Here is a 23,244-nt window from a genome sequence, read left to right as displayed (position 1 = left end):
AAACATCGCTATTCTCGACTTATATCACTATTGAGTGACTTTCGTTACGAGCCTACACCATGCGGGCGCCTTTCAGCGCACAAGGCGTGCTATCAGCAGTATTTTCATAAGTATCACTAAGTAATATTTACTAATCATAATTACCCATGCAACTGCCATAATCGAGACCAATCTACTAAGATTGGTCTCAATTATGATCTTGCTGTTTAGTAAATTATTATAGTTCTATGTGCTACTGACTGAGTCCCTTCGCTCCGATCTGTTTTCTCCTCCCAGTATGTTACCATAATGGTACAAGCGGCAGACCATCTTCACTACTATGAACTCGCTGCCATCTTACTAGCCTCTTTGATGCTAACCCACCTCTTCTAGCAAGACTTCAAACGTTCCATTATTTCCATCCCTCTTTTTGATGACCTTAGGTCTCCACTATTCAGGAATGAGAAAGACCAGGTTAATAGTCAATTCTCTGATCTCCATTAAACCATTTCGGATTTAAGGATGAACACTAAACTCCTAGCGATTCTTAATGTTCACTAACTCACCCTGCCTAAGCATGGATTCGTCGCCTAACCATAGCCACCTTTTACGGAACCCCGCCTCAAATTTATGAGTACGACTTCACCTGACTTCACCCCTTTGGTTTGTTAGAACCTCATTGGATGCAGGAGGATTAGGTACTTGCCCAGACTATTTAGCAAGTGTAGGAATTTCACCCACAAAATGGAAACAATAGTTAGAAAAACACCTCATGGTTTTAACCATGAAGTCAAACATGAGGTGCTTTCCCACTTTTTTCGCTATTACTAGCTTATAAAGTAACGTTTCGTTTATTTTTATTTAGGAGTTACAGTTAAAGCTTCAGTTGCTGTTACTTTTAATGGAGTTGCACTAACAGAACCAGCATTTAATTTAACATTAAACACTGAGTTTTCAGAGAAAGCCACTACAGAAGCTGTATCAGTTCCGTTTCCAGAGAAAGATACATCTCCAGACACCTTAGTAAATGTAAGTGTCGGTGTGATTGTTCCACTTACCAAAGTAACTGTATCAGCTTTTTCATCAAGAGCAACACGGACACCATAAGTATCTGTTACTACGAAATCAACCAAACCTTCTACTTCATCAATATCAAATGCAGCTTCTTTTGCATAAGTGGCAGATGCAGAAGCAGGTGTTAATGTAGCTGTAGGAGCAATAGCCTGAGCTACTCCTTCACCATTAACAACAGTTTCATTCTTGACAACTTCAACTTTTTCAACTTTAGGAGCAACATTAGAGAATGTTACGTCTTTAACAATTTCTTCACCTGTAGCGTTGATAGTGATTGTAACTTTTGCAGTTGCAGTTGTTGCATCTTTATCGAAGTTTACAGCTGCAGCATCGTTACCAGTTACATCGCTATCTGCAACGGAATCTAGGACAGTAGACTTAACTGTATAATCGTCACCTTCGTCAAGTGTTACTTCTCCACCTGAACCTGTAACAGCTTTGACAACAATTGCTTTTCCGTATCCTGCTGGAATTGCATAACCTGCTTCGTTATCTCCTGTTACATAGATAGGAGCAATATCATTTACTTTGTAAGAAGCAAATGAGCTATCTTTTACAACAGAGAACTCTTTAGCGTAAGAACTTGCTTCTACTTTTACGAAATCTTTCTCAATTTCGTCATATTTAGCTAGTTTGAATGTTACGTTAGCAGATGTTCTATCTTGACCAGCTTTATAAGCAACTGTAATTACTCCGCCGACTTTAGTAATTTCGCCTGATACAGTGAATGGTGCTCCTTCTACTGTTTCAGCAACGATTTTATAATCGTCTCCTAGTTTAGCAAGTAATTTGTCAGCAGCAATTGCTTGGCCGTATTGATCTTCAACAACTATATCTTCTTTGTCGATTTCTACTTTTGCTTCAGCTAGCTCACGAACACTTGTGCTAACTTTGCTATCTAAACCAGTAATAACTTTTGGAGCAATTGCATCTTTAGCAGTTAATGTAACTGTAGCAACTTTGTTAGTTGAAGATTGAACTACAACAGTGTGAACATCATTTTTGTTTGCTAAAGGAGCAACCTTAATGTACAACGCACCGTCTTTTTCAACTAACTCATCTGCAATTACTCCAACTTTAGATGTTACTTTAATACCTTTAACTTCATCTTTAAGTACTTTTAGATCTTTAATTTCATTACCGTTCTTGTCTTTAACAGTTACAGGAACAAGTGTTTCTTCACCTGCAAATACTGTAGCTGTACCAAATTTCACTTCATCAGTACGAGTTGTTTCAGCAACTGTTACTTTAGATTGAGTGTTTTTACCTGAAGCAGCTGCAATAACAGTAATTGTTGTTTCACCAACAACAGCGGTAGTTTTACCAGCAGGAACACTTAATGGTAACACTAGTGTATCTTTGTCGCCGATTTTGATAGTAGTAAGGTTAGCTAAATCAGCAGTTACAGCTAATGGATTTGTGTTTGTTATAAACAAGTCATCTTTTGCAATCTTTTTAGCATCTGTGATGACATTGCCATATTGGTCTTTCACTTCAAGAGGAAGGTAGAATTTATCAGTTGATAAATTAGTATCCTCATTTAAAGTTTTACCATCTTTATTGTACAGAGTTCCGAAAGAAACTTCTGAAGCTTTAGCTGCAGCAGAAACAGTTAACGTCTTAGTAGTAGATGTAGCTGATGCTTTGTGAATAATTGTTGCTACAACCTTATCTCCTGCTTTAAGATCTGTACCTGATGCAGATGTGAATGTTAATGTACCAGCAGTAGCTGAAACAAGTTTAGCTCCTGAAAGGCTAACTTCAACATCTTCAAGTTTTGTTAAATCTTCTCCATATTGGTTAACCACTTTGTAACCAACTGAAGCTTCTTTGTCATTTAAAGGAGCATTCTCGGAAAGAATTTCAATACCTGCTACTTTTTCATCTTGGGCAACTACTGAACCAGTTAGAGCTGAATCAGTTAATCCTGTTACACTAACAGAGTAAGTTCCAGCAGTTAGCTTGCTAGTCAGTTCTAAAGTAGCCTCAGTTTTATCAGCATTCCAAGTAGTTGCTGCAACATTTACTTTGAAAGAATCTTTAGTTACTCCAAATACAGCTTTAGTATCATCAACAGTTTTGTTGAATTTTACTGTTACTGATTTAGAGTTAATCGCACTTACCGATTCAACTTTAGGAGCTTTAATTGCTTCTATAGCAGCATCTACTTTTTTGTTTGCTTCAGTAACACGAGCTTCAAATGCAGCTTTGTCTGCATCATTCAAGCCATCATACTTCACTGCATCTTTAGCAGCATTAGCAGCATCGATTTTTTCTTGAGTTGAAAGATCGCCGTTTGCAAGTGCTTCAAATGCAGCTACTTTTTCTTCAACCGCTTTTTTCACTGCTTCGTATTCTTTCGCAGCAATAGCCTCTTCGGCTTTTTTAACAGCTTCACGAGCTGCTTTACCGAATGCTGAAGTTTCGCTTACTCCTTCAAGCTCAGCTTTTGCAACTTCGATTCTTTCCTTAGCAGTTTCAACATCGTTCTTACCTACGTAGTAGTTAGCTTTTTCAGCGTAGTATACTGCGTTAGCACCTTGAGCGATGTCAGCCGCATATTTAAGGTATTTGTTGATGATTGCTTTTTCAGCAGTTGCACCGACAACTTGTTTCTTAACTTCATCAGCAGCGCCTTTAAGAGCCGCAATGTCTTTAGCGTTTTTCTTGATGTAGCTGATGTTTTCTTCGATTACAGCAGCTTTAAGATCACTTGCAGCTTCGGAAAGTTCTTTTGCATCTTCTACTGCAGCGATGTAAGCCTTAACGTCAGAAACGTATTTCTTAGCAGTGCTCAGCTTAGCAAGGTAACCGTCTTTTGTGTCGCCACCTTTTAAACCGTTAACTTTAGCTTCTGCAGCCTTGATCTTTTTCTCTGCAGCTTCAACTAGTGGAGTCAGCTTGGAAGCTGGTACTACTGTTGAAGAAGTTGTGTAAGCTTCTCTTGCTTTCTTAGCTGCCTTAACAGCATCGTCTACTAGAGTCTTTACGCTTGTAGCCGCTTCGGATTGTGTAGGTGCAACAGCAGCGAACGCGGAAGCCGCGATAGCAGATGCAGTTGCGATTTTGATTGCTTTCTTTTTACTCATTTGGTAAAAAATCTCCCTTCAAATATAAAAAGTAGTGCATCGGAAAGGTATGTATAAAAGCCAACATCAAATTTTCCAATGACTTACAGAACTAACGACATTTGCACCAGCATTTCTTGAACTCTATCTGTCTATCTCTAAATGTTTGTTCAAACTGGTACTAACGACTCACAAGAACAAATTCTAGTAAATTTCCATTTCGTTCTTGTAAAACAATAATAATACAATATTCTAGGAATTTCTAGCTTTTTATTCATTTTTTTACCTTTACATACTAGTAATAATTACCAACACCTCCACACTCAACCATATATATTACCAATCTTTACTTTTATGCTCAAAAAATATTACAGGATTATAACAACCTTGCAACAAATGTCAATGTTATTTTACTAGTCCATACGACCTAATTAAAGGTGTTTTTTGGATAATTTGGTTAGGTCTGCAAAGGAAGCAGCAGATTGAAATGTAAAGATATGTTAAGATTATGCTGTTTTAAAGGAAAAACATGTTAACACTTGTGTCAAAAGCAGCACAACTTATTACAGTTTTACAAATGACGGCATAATTAAAAGGCATAAGCCAGGTGAATACCTAGGCCCATGCCTTTAAGCTGGCTAAATACATAAGTGTGACACATTTTGGGTTCACTCCGTCGATTGATCTACTTTATTCACTGCTTCAGCGGATTATTGATATACATAGAAGTAGCGGTCTGTTACGAGGTACAGCTTATTGTTTATCAGCTTTCCTTCAAATACGGTTTGGCCTGTTAGCTTCAGCTCTGTCAGTTGTTGATATTTTTTATCAAAAACCCTGACAACAGAGGAAGATTTAGAGCTGCTGAATGGTGTGTGCAAGGAAACATACTGGACGCCTTTGGAATTAACAGCTATATCAGAGGCTCGAAGATCACCGAGATCCTTTGCAGCTAGCTTTTTTCCATCTTTCGTGAAGCGGTAAAGCACGGAATGGGTCACTTCCTTTTTTCCTGTTTTTGTACCAGATATGTCATAGTTTGCTGCGACATAGAGCTCTGAACCTAATGCCTTATACATCGAGTATATATATTCATATTTAGCCCCTTTGCCATAGGCGGCTTCAAATTTCTTTTTATCCGCTGCAAAAGCTGGTTTACTTTTAGTTAGCGCGTCCTCCACCTTTTTTGGCGTTTCGTCATCCCAGTTTTGGACATTCGGTTTATATACCTTCAAATTGTTATTGTCTTCCGTTGCACTAACCCTTCCTTTATTGGAGATGACCTTCCCATCGTCGCTTATCTCAAGAACTTCATTTTCATCATTCACTACATACAGCGTATCGGATAGGGAAACACCCGCTAACTCTATATAGTCCGATTTAAATGGTGTTTTGACCGTATGTATTTTCCCTCCTGTAGTGAGATTATATTTAGTAATGGTGCCATTCTTGCTTACATACAGCACTGGTGTTTCGCCAAGCCCCACCGCAAAACCGTCCGAAAGCTCCTTTTCCCACACTCTTTTTCCCTTAGGGCTGATGGCAAGCATCCTTGCATATCCTTGTCCATTCCCTGTCATATATATAGAATTGCCATCCTTGACTACATGGTATAGCCACTTTTCTGGCAATGAGGCCTCGTTCTTATAAGACCATATCTTCTTTAGTGTCATTTTGCTTGATGCCAAAGTTCCTGAGGTAAATGTAAATAATAGTATTGCAGACAAGATACATGCTAATAACTTCTTCATGCTTTCTCCCCTTTTCTTATATTTTTCTATATTAACATGGCAAAAAAACACAACTTTTCCCCTATTAATATTCTATATATTAGCAATATTTCCATCTTTAAGCAAAATCACTGCACAACTTCAATAAAATTCCGATTAAGAACAATTTCTAAAATTGCATAAAAGGCTGCATAGAGAAGCAGCGAAAAAAATCTTTGAAAAGTCTAAGCTGAGTGATTTAATCAAACGTTTGATTAAGACCTAAGCCGGAAGGAACATATGCTTTTTTAGCAAAAAAAAGAACCCGGGGGCCTCCCCCAAGTTCTAGATACTTAAAAAAATAGTTTTGCGTATATGTTCTTTACTTCAAATAATCCTTCAACACCGGCTTCATCTTCTCCACCACATACTTGGATCCGCCCTTGCCTTTCACGTCTTCCATCATCCAGGCCATCAGGAGGCGTGGATCTTTTGTATTATAAGTGACAAACCACCCGTTTTCCTTGCCATTCTGTCCTTTTGCACTTTTCAATTCCGCTGTTCCTGTTTTCCCTGCCAGAGGGATGCCCAGCTTGCTTGCAGAGTGTGGTGTGCCTTTCGGGTCGGAGATGACCTTTTTCAGCATTGTTGTAACCTGTTTCGCATGGTCGGCAGACATGGCGTTTTCCTTCCAAACCTTCGTCTCCGTTTTATCATCACTTATTAAAGAAGGAGCCAAAACATCTCCATCATTCAAAAACGCAGTGTATGAAGCTGCAGCGTGTATGGTGCTCATTAATGTTTGACCCTGGCCATAGCCGCTGTCTGCCAGGCGGCCTTCACTATCCAGTTTTCCTATTTTGGAAGGTTTGATCGGGTAGTCAAATGGCATCTCGTCTTCATAGCCAAATGCCTTCAGCCCGTTCGGGAATTTCTTGTTCCCAAGCTCCAGTGCCCTCTGCGCAAAATAAATATTGTCAGAGTAAATGAGGGCACCTTGCATGTCGATTGGCTTTCCCGGATCACTTACCCTTGTGATGGAGTGGTCCTTCCAGCCCTTTTTGCTCCATTGCTTCCCCGAAATGTTCAACGTTTTCTGCGGGTCTATTCCGTTTTCGAGTGAAATAGCCGCGGTCAGCGGTTTCATCGCTGAACCCGGTGCATACACGGAGCTGAAACGGTTGAGCAGCGGTTTTCGCGGATCTTTTTCAAGTGCTTCCCGTTCTTCGCTTGAAATGCCATAAACGAATTTGTTCGGGTCGAATGACGGGCTGCTGACAAGTGCCAGCGTTTCACCGGTTAACGGGTGGATGGCCGCAGCCGAACCGGTATCCTTCTTATATTGGTTAAAAATCTCTTTCTGTAATTCGGCGTCTATCGTCAGTGTGATCGTTTCGCCTTCTTTGGCCGGTGTTTCAGCGACAACCGTATCCTGGCCGTTTTCCCCTTTAATGAAAATCTTCGCACCGCCCTGTCCTTTCAGGCGCTCCTCCAGGATTTGTTCAAGGCCGCGTTTCCCAATTTCATCATTAGAGCTGTAGCCTTTCCCTTTCAGCCTTTTCAGATCCTCAGCGGAAACAGGCCCGATATAGCCAACCAGATGGGCGGTTACTTCCTTATAAGGATATACTCGTTCTTCCACTTCGTTAATCGCCACACCCGGAATGCTTTGCAGTTTTTGAATGAGTGATGTTTGTGCTGGATCCACCTTTTTGATCGGAACACTCATATTGGGCTGAACCCAAGGCTGATTCAGCAGCTTGTTTATTTCATCACTGCTCATGTTTAACAAGCTTCCCAGCTGTGAAACGATGGAAGCTTCTTTTCCAGCCATTTGTTCCGGCACAAGGGAAACTTCAGCAACAATTCCGTTCATCGCAAGGCCGCGCTCGTTGCGGTCGACGATTTCTCCCCTGATTGCCGGCTCGGTCGTGATGCCGATTTTATCGTTTTCCTGCATCCCGGCAAATATATGGCCCGGATTCCATTTAATATACCAGTTTGTTTGGTCATCACGTTCTTCTTTGACCATGGTGGCTTTCTGATCAAAGCTGACGGGACCGGCCATCGTATCCATTTTGACTGAGAACGGCAAGGCCACGTTCTCCTTGTCATCATGGTCCTCCGGTTCTTTCGGTTTCTTATAGGTAACCTTTAGATTTTCGGCCTCGATATCTTTATAGATTTTCTCATAACGCTCCGTGAATTCTTTCTTACTAAGTTTTTTCTTCACGTCTGCAGAAAGATAGCCATACATCTGGTCAAACTTCCGCTCGTTCCAAAGCTTCGTATAGGCGGCAAGGCGGTCCTCAGGAACCGGGTCATTCTGGCACCCGGCCAGCACCAGCAGTCCGGCCAGCAAAATACTAAAAAGCAATAGCAGCTTTTTCATATTTCCCCTCCTCTTTTCTTCTATTAGTTTACCAAATTCAATTGGCAATTTCGTATAGGGCTAAGGGCGGACAGCCAAATGGCTCTCTTTTCCATTATAAACAGCACCCGTAAAAATGAAAACTTTGTTGATTGTTGCGGGGGCGTACAGCCATCTTAACTTGCAAGAGACACGTCCCGTTTGACTTCTTTCATAACTAAAAAGCATCCATGCAATGGATGCTTCAAGTTGCTTATTATGGAAGCAAAACTGGTTCAGCGAGAACTGGGTATGATTCCTGGGCTTTCGGAGACATGTTTATACTAATCTCTAGAAACTTAACGCCCTGGATGTCAACCTGCGCTTCCTTAGCATCTTCCAATCTTTCAATATTGCCGCTGTCAAAAAGAAGATTGCCATCTCCATATACAGACAGACTGCCTGAAGCAGACGAATTATCATCCATTCCATACTTGAACTTTAAAGCTGTATATTTTCCATCCAATTTATACTGTACCCCCACAGAGCCTGACTGAGAGCTAGCGAACCAATTACTATATCTTCCAGTTATGCCTGTAGTATAACGTTTTCCGTTAATTTGAATTCCGCGGCTGCCCATATCATATGCAAGATAATACAAATCACTATAGTTATATTCCTCATAAGGACTTAATCGTGTTAAATCAATCATGCCATTTCTGGGAGTAAGACCTAGATATAAACTCTTTAATGATCTATTAAACACAAAATCCGTCTCATCATATACAGTTAACAAAGGAACTATACTTCCTATTTCCACATAATCTTTACCCGCCATTGTAACAAACTGAGATGAACCTGCTGAAACTCCATCCTTATAAATGTTACCTGCGATTACGGTAGGCACCTTCTTTTTTAATGTGGATACCTCTGATTTTAGTTTCTTATTTTCACTTTGGAGTTTACTAATCTGTTTTTTTAAAGATGAAACAGATTCCGTTTTCGCTAATGAAGGTGTAGCTGACCCAAGTGTTAGAAACGCTGTCAAAACTAGCAATGCCATTCTTTTTCTCACATTATTTCCTCCGTTGAAAATCTTGTAGTAAATATGTACCGGTTCTATATTACTATATTTCTGGATATTGGGGCAATAACCATATGATTGTTAGTTGGGTAACTTAAAAAGCACTCAAAACAATGAGTGCTTTCCCAACAAGTACCTTTTATTTCGTATTTGCTTTAATCAGGCTATTGATTACCGTGTTAATCGCATTGGCTGCCTCTTTCTTATCGGTTGAATTCCATCTCTCAATATTGGAGTCCGTTGGCGCTCCAACGTATATTTTGTAATACTCGACAGAACTGCTTCCTTTTTTCTGAACAAACACAATGCGGCTGTCACCTAACCGGCCTCCAGGGTAGTCATCAATAACGCTGATCGGTTGTTCCGTTCTATATGCTTTCACATACTTTGAAGAATTGGTTAAGGTTGATATGTCTTTAAACCTCTTTAACAATCCGGTGTGCCTTTCTTTCGTAATCCGCGTTTTGTATATGTCCAAGCTGTATTTTCCGGATTTGCCTTCTTTTTCAAATTCACGGGTCCATCCATTCGGAGCATATTCCGTTTTTACATTGCCAGTGATCCTTGTTTCTGTTAGCTTCCATTGTTTTTGTTGATCTATAGCTTTCATTACCGGCTCATTTTTCTGCGTATCCACAAATTTATATTTCGTGAACTTTTGTATCAGTTGAGGTGCCAGTTTTTCAATTTCACTGACTCTTGCTTTAGTCGGGATTTCCTTATCAAAAACTCCATGTCTCCAGCCTTCATTTACTTTTCCAAGGCCTAATTCATACACAATGTAGCCTGTTTTCGTCTTTACAATATAGTCATATACATATTCTACTCCATCAAAATTAGAAGCTTCGAACACAGTCGATGTATTCTTCTTAATTTTTAATGGAACTTCAGATTGTTTTGCTTGCTGGATAAAGGATTTTACATCGTTTTCAAACGAAGCATCTTTTTCAATCCACATTGAAATCCCCAATTGATTGGCGGCCCATTTCTTTCCGATCGGTTCCACTTTCTCAAAGGATATGGAAGTTCTGCTTTTATACGTTTCAGAATTGACAGCAGCGAGTGTCCAGCCTTTTAGCATTTTTTCAATCTCTTGGACAGTTGTCGGTTTCGTGGCGGCCTGAACTTGGGGGCTGCCGCCGATATATGAAACTTGCAATGCAAAGAACAACGCGAGCAGTGTTATGAATATACTCTTTTTCTTCAATTGTAACCCTCCGATTTTTGTTTGCAAATAGGGAGCCATCCCTAAGGAAACAGCTCCATTTTTACCATTGTACTTCCTGACCGTGAATGTTTATTTTTAATCTTCTATTATTGAATGGTTACATTTGCAAAATCCACTAATACTTCGTAATTACTATACGTTTCAAGATGAAGGGTTTTAACACCCGAAACTGCTAATTCTAATTCAAGCCCTAGTTGACCCTCAGTAAGTTCTCCCTCATATATTACATTGCCTTTTTCATCTGTAAACTTTACTTTCAGGCTAGAATTATTATCACTATCGTCAAGTCCCAGCAAACCTTGAATTTTTGTATATTTCCCTCCCAGATTAAAGGAGAACTTTTCATCTCCCCTTGAATAATATTGTAATCCTTTATTGTATACTTGATTCCCAATGCTCATTGGTGAATTAATTTCCCTATTGGGTCCCGTCCTTGTACCATAAAACGGCACTAATCTTGAATTATCCATCATATATTGGCCGTCCGGTTTGTCACCCAGGTAAACGGTTTTATTGGAAGAATTATAGGAATACGGCATCCCAATGGTAGAACTGATCATTTGAACAGGCGCATAAAACAACCCGCCATAGCTAAGGATCGACGGTGCCGACTTGGTACCATATGTATAGGTGGTGGAGGTCATCAAGCCTTGATAATTGAGCTGGGCCATCACCGGATCTAACATATATTTCTTCTTATAGTTATTGATTGTTGTATCCCTTTTTTTGATTGATGCATCCTTCTGCTTAATGATGGCATCCTTCTTCTTTAGCTGCGATTTAAGTGAATTTACTTCTTTTTGCAGTTGGGAAGTTGTTTTACCCGCTGCAGATGCCGTGCCAGGAACAGTGGCTCCTGCCAAAAGACCGAATGCCAGTGATGCAGAAAAAATCAGTTTTGTTAATTTCATCTAAAATCTCTCCTCTTCTTTTCTTGATGTGTAAAAAGTAGTTTGGAAAAATACAAAAAGCCCTATAAGTTTGTTTACAGGGCAAAAAGCGCACAAAAATCGAAGACATGAATGTCCTCAGCGTTTTATTAAGCAACCCGACTGCCATTGCAAAAACTTTAGGCTCGTGGCTTTGCGTCCTTCCCTTTCGGTAAAGTTTGCCCTATGTATAAATTCCTATCATTTTACTTATCTATAATAATATATTTTTTCCATTATATCTATAATTATCCAATATATTTTCCACTCCGCTTTGTAAAGATTATCGGCTTCCTCAACGGACATTTGCAAAGGTATCCTTAAGATAAACGTTGCAGGGCTAAAATGGACACATTTAGCTCGATGAGGATTTCCATTCTACTTTCTCGTGTAAGCCGATTTTCACTTAGAGCAGAGGTCCCTGGTACTTTTAGATCCTTACCTATTAAATTTCTTGAATTCAAGATAAATATCTTCAAAATTTACCCTTTCCATGATAATATTGGAACACGCAATTAGTGCTAAAGAACTATCAAAACTTAAAGGAGAAATTTTTATGCATGCTACCGGATATGAAAAACTCAGTTCGAAGATTCTTGCGTATGCCTTGATTGGATTGCTGCTTGCCTGTGCCCCCCTTATCCTTGTGATGGCCTTTATACATACAGTCACCATGAAGGAGGCCCTTACTTTATGTGCCGTTGTCCCGTTTCTGGCCGCAGGGATTTATTTGGTTTACCGTAATACCTATCGATTAAGCCAAGGAAAATATTATATATCTGCAGCCTCATTCGTAACTTGTTTTATTTTAGTATTTTTTGTTCCGACTTATGAGATTTGGGCCGCTATCATTCTTTACCTGGTTGTGTCATTGGTCTATCTCGATTCGATAGTGGTCATGCTTGCAACGGGGTATGCCCTTGTGGTCCACACCCTGCATCTGGTCTTTAACCCTTATTTCAACATGACAAATACGGTAGACTATATCGTCTCGTATATCATCCTCACGATGATTGGAATAGTATGTTATTGTATAACGATCGTTGGAAAAGAGATGCTCAAAGAAGTAACCGAAAATGAAGAAAAAGTGAAAAATGTGCTTGTGGAGGTTTCCAAGTCCGTCACCGTGATCGACGAATTCGGGAAAAGGCTCACAGCAAACATTAACGATACAAACGCTATATCCCAGGAGATTTCCGCAGGCTATTTCGAAATTTCCCGCGGAGTGGAGTCCCAGGCTAGTGCCATTGCAGAAATCAATGATAAAATGCTTGGCTCCACCGATTCTGTCCAGGCCGTAACAAAGAACGCGGGACATATGAAGGAACTTTCAACCGCTACTGTCGACCTGACTAAACAGGGCAGTGAAAAACTGAAGAACATGCAGCTTGCCATGAACAGTGTCACTCACATTCAGGAAGAAACCATGAATGTCATGAAGGAATTGCAGGAAAATACCGCTAATATCGGTACCATTGTCGCTGCGATTGAGGAAATTGCCAATCACACAAACCTGCTGTCGCTTAACGCATCGATTGAGGCGGCCCGTGCCGGCGAGCATGGAAAAAGCTTTGCTGTCGTTGCCGGCGAAATCCGCAAGCTATCAGCAAATGCTGGAAGTGCCGCCAAGAGCATCGGCGAAATCCTGCTAAAGATCGGCGACAAGACGCAAGCCGTTTCTGAACAGCTGGAAAAAGGAAAGGAAGCCATCGGATATAGCCGCCGGGATGTAGAGGACTCTGGTGCCATGTTTACTGAGATTACCGGCAACATGGCCTCCCTTATGGAGAAGGCTGGAGAAATTGAGGATATGCTGCAGCAAGTGGAACAGAATTCTTTGGCCACATCTGGTGAAATATCGAATATCTCCAGCGTAACCGAAGAATCCAGCGCTGCACTGGAAGAAATGACGGCAGCAATGGACAGCCAGCGCGAGCGCATCCAGGCGATTGCCGAGCACTTTGAGGAATTGGAAGGGAAGGTTGGTTCATTGCATGAACTGACAGATTTAAGGACATCGGGATCGGATGAGAAGTGAGCGGATGAAATTTTTAGTCACTACAGCAGGAAGGGTGCTACCGGTCTCCGGGAGCATTCTTTTTTTGCAATACGGGGGTCTGGCTATATCAGCGGTTTTTCATGGAAACATTGGGAAGATTAACTGCGATATTTGATTTTGGCGCATAGTTCCGGATGCTCAACAAAAAGGCCAACAGAATAATGTTGACCTTATCATTTCGTAATTCCTAACGAAAACTACTCTTTAACACTCAAATCCTTTATTGCCTGCTGTACAGTTCCAAATATTTGGATTAAAGATAGATCCGCCCCCAGCTGAACCACACTTCGGGCCACCGCAGGGCTCACTCCCGATACAACAGAACGGACACCAAGCAAACCAAGAACGGCGCTCGTTCTAAACAGAAAGTCGATTACCATTTGATCAAGTTCATAGATGCCTGAAAAATCGCTGATTAAAGTATGGACCTTCTGTTCCTGTACTTTTATAGGGACATTTTCCAAAATATATTGCGCCCTGTCAGAATCGATGGTTCCCACAAGAGGCATTACAGCGACCCCTTCTAGAACAGGGACGATTGGAACTGAAAGTGCGTAAATTTCTTTCGACACTCTTTCAAGTTCCCTTTCGATTTCTTTACTCCGGGTTACATCTCTGACGACAGATAGAACCGCCTTTTTACCCTCATATTGAATGGGAGTACAATTTGTTTTTACGTCAACAAGTGAACCATCAAACCGTCTTAATTTTTTTTCGATAACTCCAGTTGGCTTATTTTCTTCAAGGATGGATTTTATATGACTGGCTGTAAGCTCTGCATACTGCTCAGGTATGATATCGGATACAGATTTACCTATAACCTCCCCGCTGGAAGCGGCCCGTAAAAAGGTTACTCCTGCCGGGTTTATGTACATGAATTTTCCATCTTGTTGAATAATAATTGCCTCTGCGGAAGATTCAACGATTTGACGATACATTTCTTCATCTGTATTGTTTTTCATGAAAATCCAGCACCCTTCATAATACACTTTTTTCCTCACTGAACATTATACAATAAGTGAACAGTAATTGCGTTATCTGCTAGCTTAACAAGAAAGTGAAGAGTATATTCAACCATTTGGCATATTTGCTAATTTGTTAAACTGCCTGTTCAGCTATTTCTTATCCAAGCCTTCCATTTGTATGATCTCTTCCAAAGGGAGTCCAGTGGGCAACACAGGATCACCATTTTCCACATAGGTCTGACTGCACGTTGTATTTGTGATGGTGAAATAGGAACTTGTATATTCGTAGCCATCTGTCTGTATTCCTTCTGAACCTCCATGATAAATACAACTATCATCAATTTTTTTCTTTTGCCCATCTTCATCGATATAAAAATATTGATTCTCGATTGCTCCTCCACCTTCTGGAAGAGGGCTGAGCGTGTACCCATTCTCATTAATGCGGTAAACATCATAGTCTCCGTTTTTTTCGGGCTTGGGCGCATGCTCCACATTGTACACCACTCTGACCTGACCCTCATACCCTTTAGGAATCAGATAGTATTCATGTGTCTTTTTCAACAGTAACGGATCCCACACATAGATAGGTGCACATATAGCTAAAGCAAAAAATGTGACCGCAGCAAGCGTGTTAGTTAACATCACCCTGCTATTCATCTGAAAGCTCCTGTTGTATTTTCTCCTTCTCTGCCATTCTTCTAATAAGAAGAAGAGGAAAGAACAGCTAACCGCATAAATTCCAAGATCTTGTAAAAATACGGAGGATAAAAGACCGAACAACAGATGAATCAAGCAAGCAAAAATAAATCGACTCTTTTTCATTTTTTTTGTTGCGAAGTCAGATAATATGGAAACAGGTATCCCATAAATGACATTTCCAATGAAGGCATATATCAAAACGAACAGAACATAGCCAGTGAAACCTATCCACAGTTCCATCAGGAGATAGAGCACTGCGAGAATGATGCTGGAACCCACGGCGGATTTAAATTTTGAAAAAATCATTCTTTCCATTTTTTCATTACCTCTCTTTTTTCAAAGTAGGGCATGTGAATTATATTCACCTATGAAAACACTATACAGAAAAATTACCCCAACCTCCCTCTAATTTTACAAAATTTAGAATTCCAGCAAACAATATCTTCTGATACAACAAAAAAGCCCACAGAACACTGTGGACTTGAAGAATTCATATTAAACTATAGTACCTGTCATGTTACCAAAGTATTGTATCTTTAAGTAAATTAAAAAATCAACCGTGATACCAGCCTGTTTTGCAGTTAATAACGACAAGCTGATGCCAGTCGCCTTTCCCATCAAATCTTATGTACATTGTGTAATAGCCTTGATTGCCAGTAACACCGGATTTGACTAATTTGGTTTTATCTTTTTTAGAAACATATTCTTTCTCAATCTCTTTAATGATTTTTGATTTTACGCCCGGTGCCCAATTATACGGATTAGCAAAGCTTAGCTCGTGTGTTTTGACATAGGCATATTTGTTTTTGTATTTGATTTTGGACCAGCCATATTGCTGATAAGAATACCAGTCGCCCTGATCCTTGCCGATGGGAACGCCGCCATACACTTTCACTGTAGCACCAGCGTTGATTTTCCCTAATGTTTTATAAGATGTGCCAGGTGAAGATTTTACTGAAAGAGTTTTCGCTGCATAGGCCTTGTCATAGCTTGAGGCTTGGGCTTCAGTAGAATTGAATGCTAACAATAGCGTCAGTAAACAGATACTATCTTAATCTTTGCCACGTTAGTTTAACAGGAAAATGATAATTAATGAACAGTGTGTTCTGAATGCGACCTGAAAAAGCCAACAGAATACTGTTGGCTTCCATGTTTTCCTGCTGATTCTTATCATTTTTACAGGTTTCTTCTATATATGATAGTTAGTTAAGGCTCCAAATTCGGACCATAGTTTGGCAGCACAATCTTGCCAGACCACTCTTGGCCGTCAGGTGTAGAAACTTTTATATCGACTTCTCTAGGCCAAGACGCCTGCTGTCTTGGATAAGGCCCTTGGCCTGGTCCTGGATGATACCCTGCCTGCTGTCCTGCCCGATATCCATCTCTATACCCTTGTCGATATCCTTGTCGATATCCCTGTCGAAACCCTTGTTGATATCCACCATATCCTGGATATTGTTGTCCTAGCTGCCTGTTAAGAGCATCTTCTGACGTTTCGGCCTGCACATCATGCTGCTGATTTATCGGATTAACCGGCACATGAAAGTATTGATTTTCAAATTCCATATAATCACCACCTGATGTATGCTATTCAGTTAAGGATTCATTGAGCCTTTCCAACGAATAAAAAATACACCCAGGATTTCAATGATCGCTTTTATAAGGCATAAGCCCGGTTGACTCTTTTTACTCCACCGATATAGTGAGTAAATCATGAATCTTTTTCAGGTTCATCTTGAAATAAGTAGTAAAACCCCAATCTTCATAAGCGTTTGGAACCAATATATCATCAATGCTTTTCTTACTTTGAACGGTTTTCGCCACTAATGCGAGTATATCGTTTATGTAGCCTTTCACTTCACGAAGTTCTTTCATTGAGCAAACTTCTCCATGCCCCGGTATGATTTTTTCAATATCCAGCAGTTCGACTCGCTCTAAAATGTTTAACCATTCCTGGGGATTTGCATGAATCATTACAGGATGATGCTTTGAGAGCACCAAATCCCCCATTACGGCAATTTTTTCTTCAGGCAGGTATACGAAAGCATCACTTTCAGTGTGGCCGCCCCCATATGTGATAAGTTGCACGGAGCGGTCACTGCCATGAATACTCAATTGTTGATCAAAAGTGATTGTGGGCAGTGTATATAACAAATTGGGGAGCATTTTCATGTACTCACGGTCACTGGCATTTCCCCATTGCATTTCCTTTTTTACCTTTTCATCCGTCTCTTGTTGGATTTTTTTCTCGAGTTCATCGATAGCCTGATAAATCGGTTGTGGGTTAGACATCTGCTCGCTTACCCTGTTTTTTCCGTATGTAGCCATGATTTCACGTGTAGTCAATGTAGAAATTAATTGTGCTTTGGGGGTGAACACTTGATTCCCAGTTGTATGGTCACTATGCCAATGTGTGTTAATTACATAGGAAACTGAATTTCCAGTGAGGTACTTTGCTGCTGCCTGCAAATCCTCTGCAGCCTGTATTGTCGTGAAAGTATCGACCACAAGGGTTGAATCACCTAGATTAATAATTGCTGCATTCCCTACAGAGCCAGTACCTGGAACCGAGATTGCAGCAAATACACCCTCTGCCACATGATTCACCAAAAAATGCTTTGATCCCTTGAAAGCTTCAATTCTATTTACCATATTTACCTCTCCTCCAATAATATAATGGTATGATATTCCAATTGCATTTTTGTTCCCCTCATTAACCTTCCAGAAGGATTTTCCCTTAACATACGTTTGATCAATTTTGTTGAAGAATTGCTGCACAATTTATTTCCGGGCGCAACATGAAAAGACAGATGCTGGTAACACCTGTCTCAATAAAGCTTAACCCGCCATAGAATAAATCTGTAATCGGATTTATTTTTTTGGACTTTTGATTGGTGACGTAGAAAGACTAATTCCTAACAAGCCATTTTTTTGCCAAAATGCTTCATATTCATAGTCTCCGTTGTCGTAATTTAGTGTTACCTTTGTACGCATCTTTCTTTACTGTTCGGTTTAACTTGTCTCATAGACAACTTGATGATTTTGTTTTGGATTATGGACGATCATATAACCTGTATTATTTAACATTTCATAAGTGGTTTCTGGTTGATGGATTACAAAATACTTTGTATGGTTAATAATTGCAAATCTATCCGCCATACTAATTGCCTCATGTTTTGTATACATTACATTTCCCCTATAAATATAGTACTTATAGAATATATCTTAAATTGGAGAAAATTGTATATACAACTTTCGACAAAACTGTGAACTGTTGAACGGACCAAATTTTATGCTTTTTACACAATCCTTTTTTCAAAATAAAAAGATATGTCCATTTATGACATACCCTTTATTCACGCGATGATTGAAGTTTAGTTAGTTCAAACGTCCATCGCCCGTCCAGCATAACCAAAATCAGTCACTTCCACTGTACGACCGTTTGCCCAGTACCAGTACAGAAAAATGTCACACCTTTAATGTTGTATTCACTGCGAGTTTTCCAAACTTGTGATAACCCCTTTTTTATTTGTGCCTCCGTCAAAGGGATCCTTCCCGCCTTTAGAGTTTCAATGACAGCTGTAGAATAAGGCCCCTTACCTAAATGACCCAGGAATGTTTTATCCTTATTATCCCACCCATATAGGTATTTTATCTTACCTTTCAAACGGATTTTTACTGCACCATACTCTAAGCCTTTATCGATACCATAAGTACCTTCCAGAGAGTATTCTTTATTATACGTTTTTCTGAGTTTAACAATTGGGTGAGCTGTTGCATTTTTATGATGCAAATATGCGTACCCCTTGCTCATCTTCACTTTAAACCAATCCTTGGAAGCGGATACAATGGGGATATATGTTTTCTGTTTTACTTTTGCAACAACTTTACTCTTGGAACTTGCACTTTTTCTTAGTAGAACATCTTGGTAGTACTCTAAACTATAATTTCCCTTTATACCTTTGAAGGACGTTATTCGGTCATCTTTAGGCGGCCTTGCGGATTCACCTGTAGTAGGTATAGTTACCTTTATGTCGGCATGGGTAACTGTCGGCAAAACTAGTAATATAGTTAAAAATGAGCTCACTAGCAATTGAGTAATTCTTTTCATTTGTCCGTCTCCTCCACTTACCAACATACCCATAATTATACATACTTGGTATAAAGATGTAAATACAGAGTAGAGCCAGTTATGAGGTTCCAGGTGTCTTTTCATAATTCCAATTCACCGTTCATTTACAAAGAATATGATTGTGCAATACCTTGTACAGTGTCTGTATGAAACACTCGTCGTAACATTCCCCTTTTTACACACTAAAGCATTGGCGGTTTCCCTTCTTTTACCCAAATGCCATCCTTCTTTTCCATCATCTCTTTGAAAGCCTCCATTTTGCCCTTGTTTTACTAAATACTCACTGATTTTCCATACTTCCACCATTTCGTGATCTTTAACTGTCATTTGATATAGCTACAGCTAACGGAATGGGGTTTCCTTCCTGAAAAATCCGTAGGTTATTTGATGTTATTTCTTTTAGCAGCATCTTATTAAGTGAAAACGGCATATATACTAAAACGCCACCATTTGTATATATGAAGTTTCAAAGCATAGTCGGATGCAACGGAAAAAAGCCAGCAAATTCATACTGGCCAGTCATACATCCGCTTATTTCACAACTTTCACTTTCACAGTGTTCGTAACAGATTTTTTATTAACATCAAGTGATGAAACGTAAAAAACGGATCCTGTTTTTTGTGCTGATTTTAATTTCATCTTAAAATTCCCTTTGCTATCTGCTTTTGCTGTTCCTAGTACAATTCTTGTGTTATCAGCAGACACTTTCGCCTTTGGCAGGGTTTTACCAGTAACATATTTTGTCTTGCCCGTAACTTTATAGACTTTGAGAGGTACTACCTTGTAATCGGAAATTATGACGGTACGAGTGGTTTTGTTGCCTGCATAATCTTCTGCCACAAATGTATACTTACCGTTTTTTATTATTTGATAATTTCCTGCAGCCCCTATCCCCGGATCGGCTGAATAATCCGTATAGTCACTGTATTCGCCATCCGGATGTTTAATCCGGCGAATTCCCTTATCATCATCAGTATCATATCTGATGTATCGATAACCATATTGGTCCATGAAGGTACCACCCAACTTAACTGTCGGTTTTTCATTATCAATATTCGTTATGACAACCGTACACCATTTTTCTGCCCAGAGAGTATCGCCCGTGTAATCATAATCACTAGTAATATCTGACACCGCAAATTGATATTCACCATTTTTTGTTATTGCAAATCGGGCTGTGGAACCAGTGATTTGTTTTTCAAGGTCCCAGGAATAGGAAACATTCGTACCATTTTTATATGTTGATGAATCTATCGTTACTGTCACTGGCCCTTTGGTTAAACCTGTTTCATCTACAGTAACTTTAATACTTTCATCTTCAGTTGAAACTTTTGGTTCCTCCCACAAAGCCGCATAGCTCATTTGGGGACTTAATCCAAAAGAAATAATAAACATGATAGCCATGGCAAGTCTAGCAATCTTTTTCATCGTCGTTTGTCTCCTCATGTCGATTTTTTTCCATATTAAAATTCTACCAAAACAGTAAAAACCAGTAAATCCATATACAGTAAGTCGGAAAATCCACTATATGAGCGAGAACTGGATGCTAAAAGGCCAGCAAAAAAATGCTGGCCGTCAAGCGCTTATTTACTTGTCATCGTCGTCTTCATCTTCGTCTTCATCATCTTCATCTTCGTCGTCTTCATCGTCGTCATCTTCATCCACGTCATCTTCGAGTTCGATCTCTTTTTCAAATTCGAATTCTTCGCCGCTAACATACTCAATCTCTATTTCGATACTATATGAACCTTCCAAGGCCAATAGTTGTTCAATTTTAGCGACTAATTCATCTTCTTTTGAAACTTCTGTATCAACTGTTTCTTCTTCCGATGCATTTGAAGATGCTTTTACAGCGGTTTGCGCTGCTGGTGTATTTGGAGACTGTTGCGGAGCCTCAACTACTGGCGTCCCTTCCGGCTTCTCAGCAGCTTCTTCTTGTCCGCTTTGTAGTTCATTTACTAATTTTAAAATGGTTTCTTTCTTGATTGTACGTGATTTATCTTTTACTTTTACATATGGCTTACCCTTTTTCAATTCATACTCAACTTCGATTTCGTGATCGTCCGTTTCAATGGAAATCTCTAACTCACGGATCTTATCAGAAAGGTGAACGCCATTTTTGTCCTCAAGGTCACCGTCTTTTACATCACGCTTTTTACTGTATGCATTGCCGGGATTCAATCCCAATTCCAATTCAGCAATATTGCTTAAACCGTCAACATCAGAATCCTCTTGGCCATCCTTCGTTCCGTTCTTATCTGTATCTGCTGATTTTGGGTTTAAATCCAGCTTGTATTCAATCAAGTTGCTTAAGCCATCTTTATCGTTATCCTGCTTGGAGATATATTTTCCTTTAAGCTTATATTTTCTTTCCCACTTGTCGTCCAAACTATTTTTATTAGAGTCGACCAGCTTGGATTTTTTCTTTTCGCTTTTTTTCTTGTGATCGTGTTTCGCATCCGCTGTGGATACTCCCTGTGATAGCAGCAAGCCTAAAGCAAGGCCGCCGATCAAATACTTCTTTGAATTTCCCATTTTCATTCCCCTTTTCTAAAAATATAGGTTCGGCAACTGGCTGGCATAGCATCGCTGTACCTTAGCCCCTGTAGTTTTGCGCAACTATGTTTCCATAGTGGTGCCCTGTCGTTTTATACCTTTATAAGGAATAACTACCAACAATTACATTTACTATAATTGTTTTCCATTAAAAAGTAACAGGTAAAAAGACCTATTTATAGCAAAATGTCGAATCTTGTCACCGCATTGTAATTTTTTTAGATAATTTTTTCCTGCAGCAATCTAAAAAGGCACAGATGCATTTCATTCATGCCTTTTACATAATATTTCCAAGTACAATCATTCGGAATGTAAAAAAAAGCCAACAGATTCACTGTCGGCCTGCTGGTTTTAATGGTGTGACGAGTTTGCGTTTTTCTGGAAACTATTTATGGATTCAGTCATTTGAAAGAAGCAACCTATGAATAGTTCGCGATACGCCAATATCTTCTCGAGGTGATATATAAATTATTCAGATGGCGTAGCGCCAAAGCTTTCTCCTGGTACGTATCGGGGATCATCTTTTCCGATCTTATTTTCATTTGAAGTTAACTCTACCTTTGCGGCGACCTCAGGGTTTCCAAGACCTGCTGCATCGGGATTGCCATCGCTTACTTTTTGGACCTTGTTTTTTTCACGTTCCATGCTTTGTCACCTCCCCGTTTGTTAATGTAACCTTGATTACATTTTTTATGATCATCAAACAGAATTGGGATTTGAATAAACAAGCATGACGAAAAACTGGTCATTATGTTCCGGCGATGTAGCTGCACTTTGTAAACCCAATATAATTTTAAGCGGATCTATCCGATTTGTTTTTTTAGATAGTGTAACACCATTTTGTCAAACTCTTTAATCGCTTTAGCTTTATCTTCCCCAAATCCGGCCAGTGGAGCAGCAATGGCATTTTTATTATATATATTGTAGCCTTCCCCTCTTACCCACGCTAATTCCAAGTGGTCATATTCCTTCAAAGTTTTGTATTCCCAAACAGTTTCAACCATGATTTAAAACACCTCATAATATTAAAAATCTTTTACCCTTCTACTTTATAATCATCCAGGTGTTCATAGGTGTGGGCGAATGCCCTCTGAAACGGGGTTTATGTCCTGTTTTTTTATAAACAACTGGTCTTTACCACGCATTTTTATGAAGTGGCACGAAGGGCGTTCAGTAAAATAAAGAAGGCTGAGGTGGCTTCTGCGGGAAAAAGTTAGCTGAGGGAACGATCTCTTTTTTGTTGGATTTTGTTTAGTGTTCATAAGGTGGCTTACCAGGCCATACAAGTACTAACCCTGCTGCCGTTAGTTCTACCGTCCAATAGAAAGGTGCGCGATCCTGGTTGGATCAACGCACCTGACAAAATAAACATGATTCTTATTTGTATCCGCAAGGTGACGGGATAATACTAT

General features: G+C 39.7%; 19 protein-coding genes and 2 riboswitches. Of the genes, 2 read left to right on the top strand and 17 right to left on the bottom strand.

Annotation, left to right across the window (positions count from 1 at the left end; translation table 11 throughout):
* Window positions 1-836: 836 nt before the first annotated feature.
* From D0466_RS20765 to D0466_RS20740, 6 genes are all read right to left on the bottom strand, one after another.
* Window positions 837-4,142: a hypothetical protein gene (locus D0466_RS20765; RefSeq protein WP_117324421.1), complete on the bottom strand. Its 3,306-nt coding sequence runs from the start codon at window positions 4,140-4,142 to the stop codon at window positions 837-839.
* A 689-nt stretch (window positions 4,143-4,831) separates the two neighbouring features.
* Complete coding sequence (locus D0466_RS20760; protein WP_142919965.1) at window positions 4,832-5,872, bottom strand: PQQ-binding-like beta-propeller repeat protein; 1,041 nt, start codon at window positions 5,870-5,872, stop codon at window positions 4,832-4,834.
* 340 nt (window positions 5,873-6,212) lie between these two features.
* On the bottom strand, window positions 6,213-8,222 hold the full coding sequence (locus D0466_RS20755) for a penicillin-binding transpeptidase domain-containing protein (protein ID WP_117324419.1): 2,010 nt from the start codon (window positions 8,220-8,222) through the stop codon (window positions 6,213-6,215).
* Between the two features lie 235 nt (window positions 8,223-8,457).
* The gene (locus D0466_RS20750; protein WP_117324418.1) at window positions 8,458-9,255 is read right to left on the bottom strand and encodes an NPCBM/NEW2 domain-containing protein; all 798 of its coding nucleotides are present in this window, start codon (window positions 9,253-9,255) and stop codon (window positions 8,458-8,460) included.
* Window positions 9,256-9,403: 148 nt separating this feature from the next.
* Window positions 9,404-10,471, bottom strand: a complete 1,068-nt coding sequence (locus D0466_RS20745; RefSeq protein ID WP_142919964.1) for a hypothetical protein — start codon at window positions 10,469-10,471, stop codon at window positions 9,404-9,406.
* 107 nt (window positions 10,472-10,578) lie between these two features.
* Window positions 10,579-11,403 carry an NPCBM/NEW2 domain-containing protein gene (locus D0466_RS20740; RefSeq protein WP_117324416.1) on the bottom strand — a complete coding sequence of 275 codons (825 nt, stop codon included), beginning with the start codon at window positions 11,401-11,403 and terminating at the stop codon, window positions 10,579-10,581.
* 128 nt (window positions 11,404-11,531) lie between these two features.
* Window positions 11,532-11,615: riboswitch (cyclic di-GMP riboswitch) on the bottom strand.
* Between the two features lie 362 nt (window positions 11,616-11,977).
* Here D0466_RS20740 and D0466_RS20735 point away from each other — a divergent pair.
* Complete coding sequence (locus tag D0466_RS20735; RefSeq protein ID WP_158555987.1) at window positions 11,978-13,459, top strand: methyl-accepting chemotaxis protein; 1,482 nt, start codon at window positions 11,978-11,980, stop codon at window positions 13,457-13,459.
* A 218-nt stretch (window positions 13,460-13,677) separates the two neighbouring features.
* Here the strand turns inward: D0466_RS20735 and D0466_RS20730 are convergent, their stop codons facing one another.
* From D0466_RS20730 to D0466_RS20720, 3 genes are all read right to left on the bottom strand, one after another.
* Window positions 13,678-14,442, bottom strand: a complete 765-nt coding sequence (locus tag D0466_RS20730; RefSeq protein WP_117324414.1) for a PAS domain S-box protein — start codon at window positions 14,440-14,442, stop codon at window positions 13,678-13,680.
* A 153-nt stretch (window positions 14,443-14,595) separates the two neighbouring features.
* Window positions 14,596-15,459, bottom strand: a complete 864-nt coding sequence (locus D0466_RS20725; protein ID WP_117324413.1) for a DUF6843 domain-containing protein — start codon at window positions 15,457-15,459, stop codon at window positions 14,596-14,598.
* Window positions 15,460-15,697: 238 nt separating this feature from the next.
* Window positions 15,698-16,171 (bottom strand): cell division site-positioning protein MapZ family protein, encoded by a 474-nt coding sequence (locus tag D0466_RS20720; protein ID WP_158555986.1) that lies wholly within the window; start codon window positions 16,169-16,171, stop codon window positions 15,698-15,700.
* Window positions 16,172-16,463: 292 nt separating this feature from the next.
* Between D0466_RS20720 and D0466_RS22415 the strand changes: the two genes are divergently transcribed.
* Window positions 16,464-16,622, top strand: coding sequence for a hypothetical protein (locus tag D0466_RS22415; RefSeq protein WP_158555985.1), 159 nt, complete (start codon window positions 16,464-16,466; stop codon window positions 16,620-16,622).
* A 208-nt stretch (window positions 16,623-16,830) separates the two neighbouring features.
* On the opposite strand, the gene D0466_RS20710 is transcribed toward D0466_RS22415, so the two are convergent.
* The 8 genes from D0466_RS20710 to D0466_RS20685 all read right to left on the bottom strand — a co-directional run bounded on the left by D0466_RS20710 (window position 16,831) and on the right by D0466_RS20685 (window position 22,836).
* Window positions 16,831-17,796, bottom strand: coding sequence for an MBL fold metallo-hydrolase (locus D0466_RS20710; RefSeq protein ID WP_117324441.1), 966 nt, complete (start codon window positions 17,794-17,796; stop codon window positions 16,831-16,833).
* Window positions 17,797-18,156: 360 nt separating this feature from the next.
* The gene (locus tag D0466_RS22410) at window positions 18,157-18,330 is read right to left on the bottom strand and encodes a hypothetical protein (protein ID WP_158555984.1); all 174 of its coding nucleotides are present in this window, start codon (window positions 18,328-18,330) and stop codon (window positions 18,157-18,159) included.
* A 235-nt stretch (window positions 18,331-18,565) separates the two neighbouring features.
* On the bottom strand, window positions 18,566-19,255 hold the full coding sequence (locus tag D0466_RS20705) for a hypothetical protein (RefSeq protein ID WP_117324410.1): 690 nt from the start codon (window positions 19,253-19,255) through the stop codon (window positions 18,566-18,568).
* Window positions 19,256-19,369: 114 nt separating this feature from the next.
* Window positions 19,370-19,603: a hypothetical protein gene (locus tag D0466_RS20700; protein WP_117324409.1), complete on the bottom strand. Its 234-nt coding sequence runs from the start codon at window positions 19,601-19,603 to the stop codon at window positions 19,370-19,372.
* Window positions 19,604-19,807: 204 nt separating this feature from the next.
* Complete coding sequence (locus D0466_RS20695) at window positions 19,808-20,704, bottom strand: Ig-like domain-containing protein (protein WP_117324408.1); 897 nt, start codon at window positions 20,702-20,704, stop codon at window positions 19,808-19,810.
* A 159-nt stretch (window positions 20,705-20,863) separates the two neighbouring features.
* The gene (locus D0466_RS22645; protein WP_199484603.1) at window positions 20,864-21,811 is read right to left on the bottom strand and encodes a hypothetical protein; all 948 of its coding nucleotides are present in this window, start codon (window positions 21,809-21,811) and stop codon (window positions 20,864-20,866) included.
* 28 nt (window positions 21,812-21,839) lie between these two features.
* Window positions 21,840-21,926, bottom strand: a riboswitch (cyclic di-GMP riboswitch).
* 374 nt (window positions 21,927-22,300) lie between these two features.
* On the bottom strand, window positions 22,301-22,477 hold the full coding sequence (locus D0466_RS22405) for a hypothetical protein (RefSeq protein ID WP_158555983.1): 177 nt from the start codon (window positions 22,475-22,477) through the stop codon (window positions 22,301-22,303).
* A gap of 158 nt (window positions 22,478-22,635) precedes the next feature.
* Window positions 22,636-22,836, bottom strand: coding sequence for a hypothetical protein (locus D0466_RS20685; RefSeq protein ID WP_117324407.1), 201 nt, complete (start codon window positions 22,834-22,836; stop codon window positions 22,636-22,638).
* Between the last annotated feature and the right edge of the window lie 408 nt (window positions 22,837-23,244).

This window comes from Peribacillus glennii (assembly GCF_003429105.1).
Classification (GTDB): domain Bacteria; phylum Bacillota; class Bacilli; order Bacillales; family DSM-1321; genus Peribacillus; species Peribacillus glennii.
Note: the sequence above shows the minus strand (reverse complement) of the source record. Positions and strands in the feature narration are given on the sequence as shown.

What these genes read in the sequence shown, in the direction of transcription:
- D0466_RS20765 (WP_117324421.1), bottom strand. Translation starts at nt 4,142, where the DNA reads ATGAGTAAAAAGAAAGCAATCAAAATCGCAACTGCATCTGCTATCGCG.
- D0466_RS20760 (WP_142919965.1), bottom strand. Translation starts at nt 5,872, where the DNA reads ATGAAGAAGTTATTAGCATGTATCTTGTCTGCAATACTATTATTTACA.
- D0466_RS20755 (WP_117324419.1), bottom strand. Translation starts at nt 8,222, where the DNA reads ATGAAAAAGCTGCTATTGCTTTTTAGTATTTTGCTGGCCGGACTGCTG.
- D0466_RS20740 (WP_117324416.1), bottom strand. Translation starts at nt 11,403, where the DNA reads ATGAAATTAACAAAACTGATTTTTTCTGCATCACTGGCATTCGGTCTT.
- D0466_RS20735 (WP_158555987.1), top strand. Translation starts at nt 11,978, where the DNA reads ATGCATGCTACCGGATATGAAAAACTCAGTTCGAAGATTCTTGCGTAT.
- D0466_RS20730 (WP_117324414.1), bottom strand. Translation starts at nt 14,442, where the DNA reads ATGAAAAACAATACAGATGAAGAAATGTATCGTCAAATCGTTGAATCT.
- D0466_RS20725 (WP_117324413.1), bottom strand. Translation starts at nt 15,459, where the DNA reads ATGGAAAGAATGATTTTTTCAAAATTTAAATCCGCCGTGGGTTCCAGC.
- D0466_RS20710 (WP_117324441.1), bottom strand. Translation starts at nt 17,796, where the DNA reads ATGGTAAATAGAATTGAAGCTTTCAAGGGATCAAAGCATTTTTTGGTG.
- D0466_RS22410 (WP_158555984.1), bottom strand. Translation starts at nt 18,330, where the DNA reads ATGTATACAAAACATGAGGCAATTAGTATGGCGGATAGATTTGCAATT.
- D0466_RS20705 (WP_117324410.1), bottom strand. Translation starts at nt 19,255, where the DNA reads ATGAAAAGAATTACTCAATTGCTAGTGAGCTCATTTTTAACTATATTA.
- D0466_RS20700 (WP_117324409.1), bottom strand. Translation starts at nt 19,603, where the DNA reads ATGACAGTTAAAGATCACGAAATGGTGGAAGTATGGAAAATCAGTGAG.
- D0466_RS20695 (WP_117324408.1), bottom strand. Translation starts at nt 20,704, where the DNA reads ATGAAAAAGATTGCTAGACTTGCCATGGCTATCATGTTTATTATTTCT.
- D0466_RS22645 (WP_199484603.1), bottom strand. Translation starts at nt 21,811, where the DNA reads ATGGGAAATTCAAAGAAGTATTTGATCGGCGGCCTTGCTTTAGGCTTG.
- D0466_RS22405 (WP_158555983.1), bottom strand. Translation starts at nt 22,477, where the DNA reads ATGGAACGTGAAAAAAACAAGGTCCAAAAAGTAAGCGATGGCAATCCC.
- D0466_RS20685 (WP_117324407.1), bottom strand. Translation starts at nt 22,836, where the DNA reads ATGGTTGAAACTGTTTGGGAATACAAAACTTTGAAGGAATATGACCAC.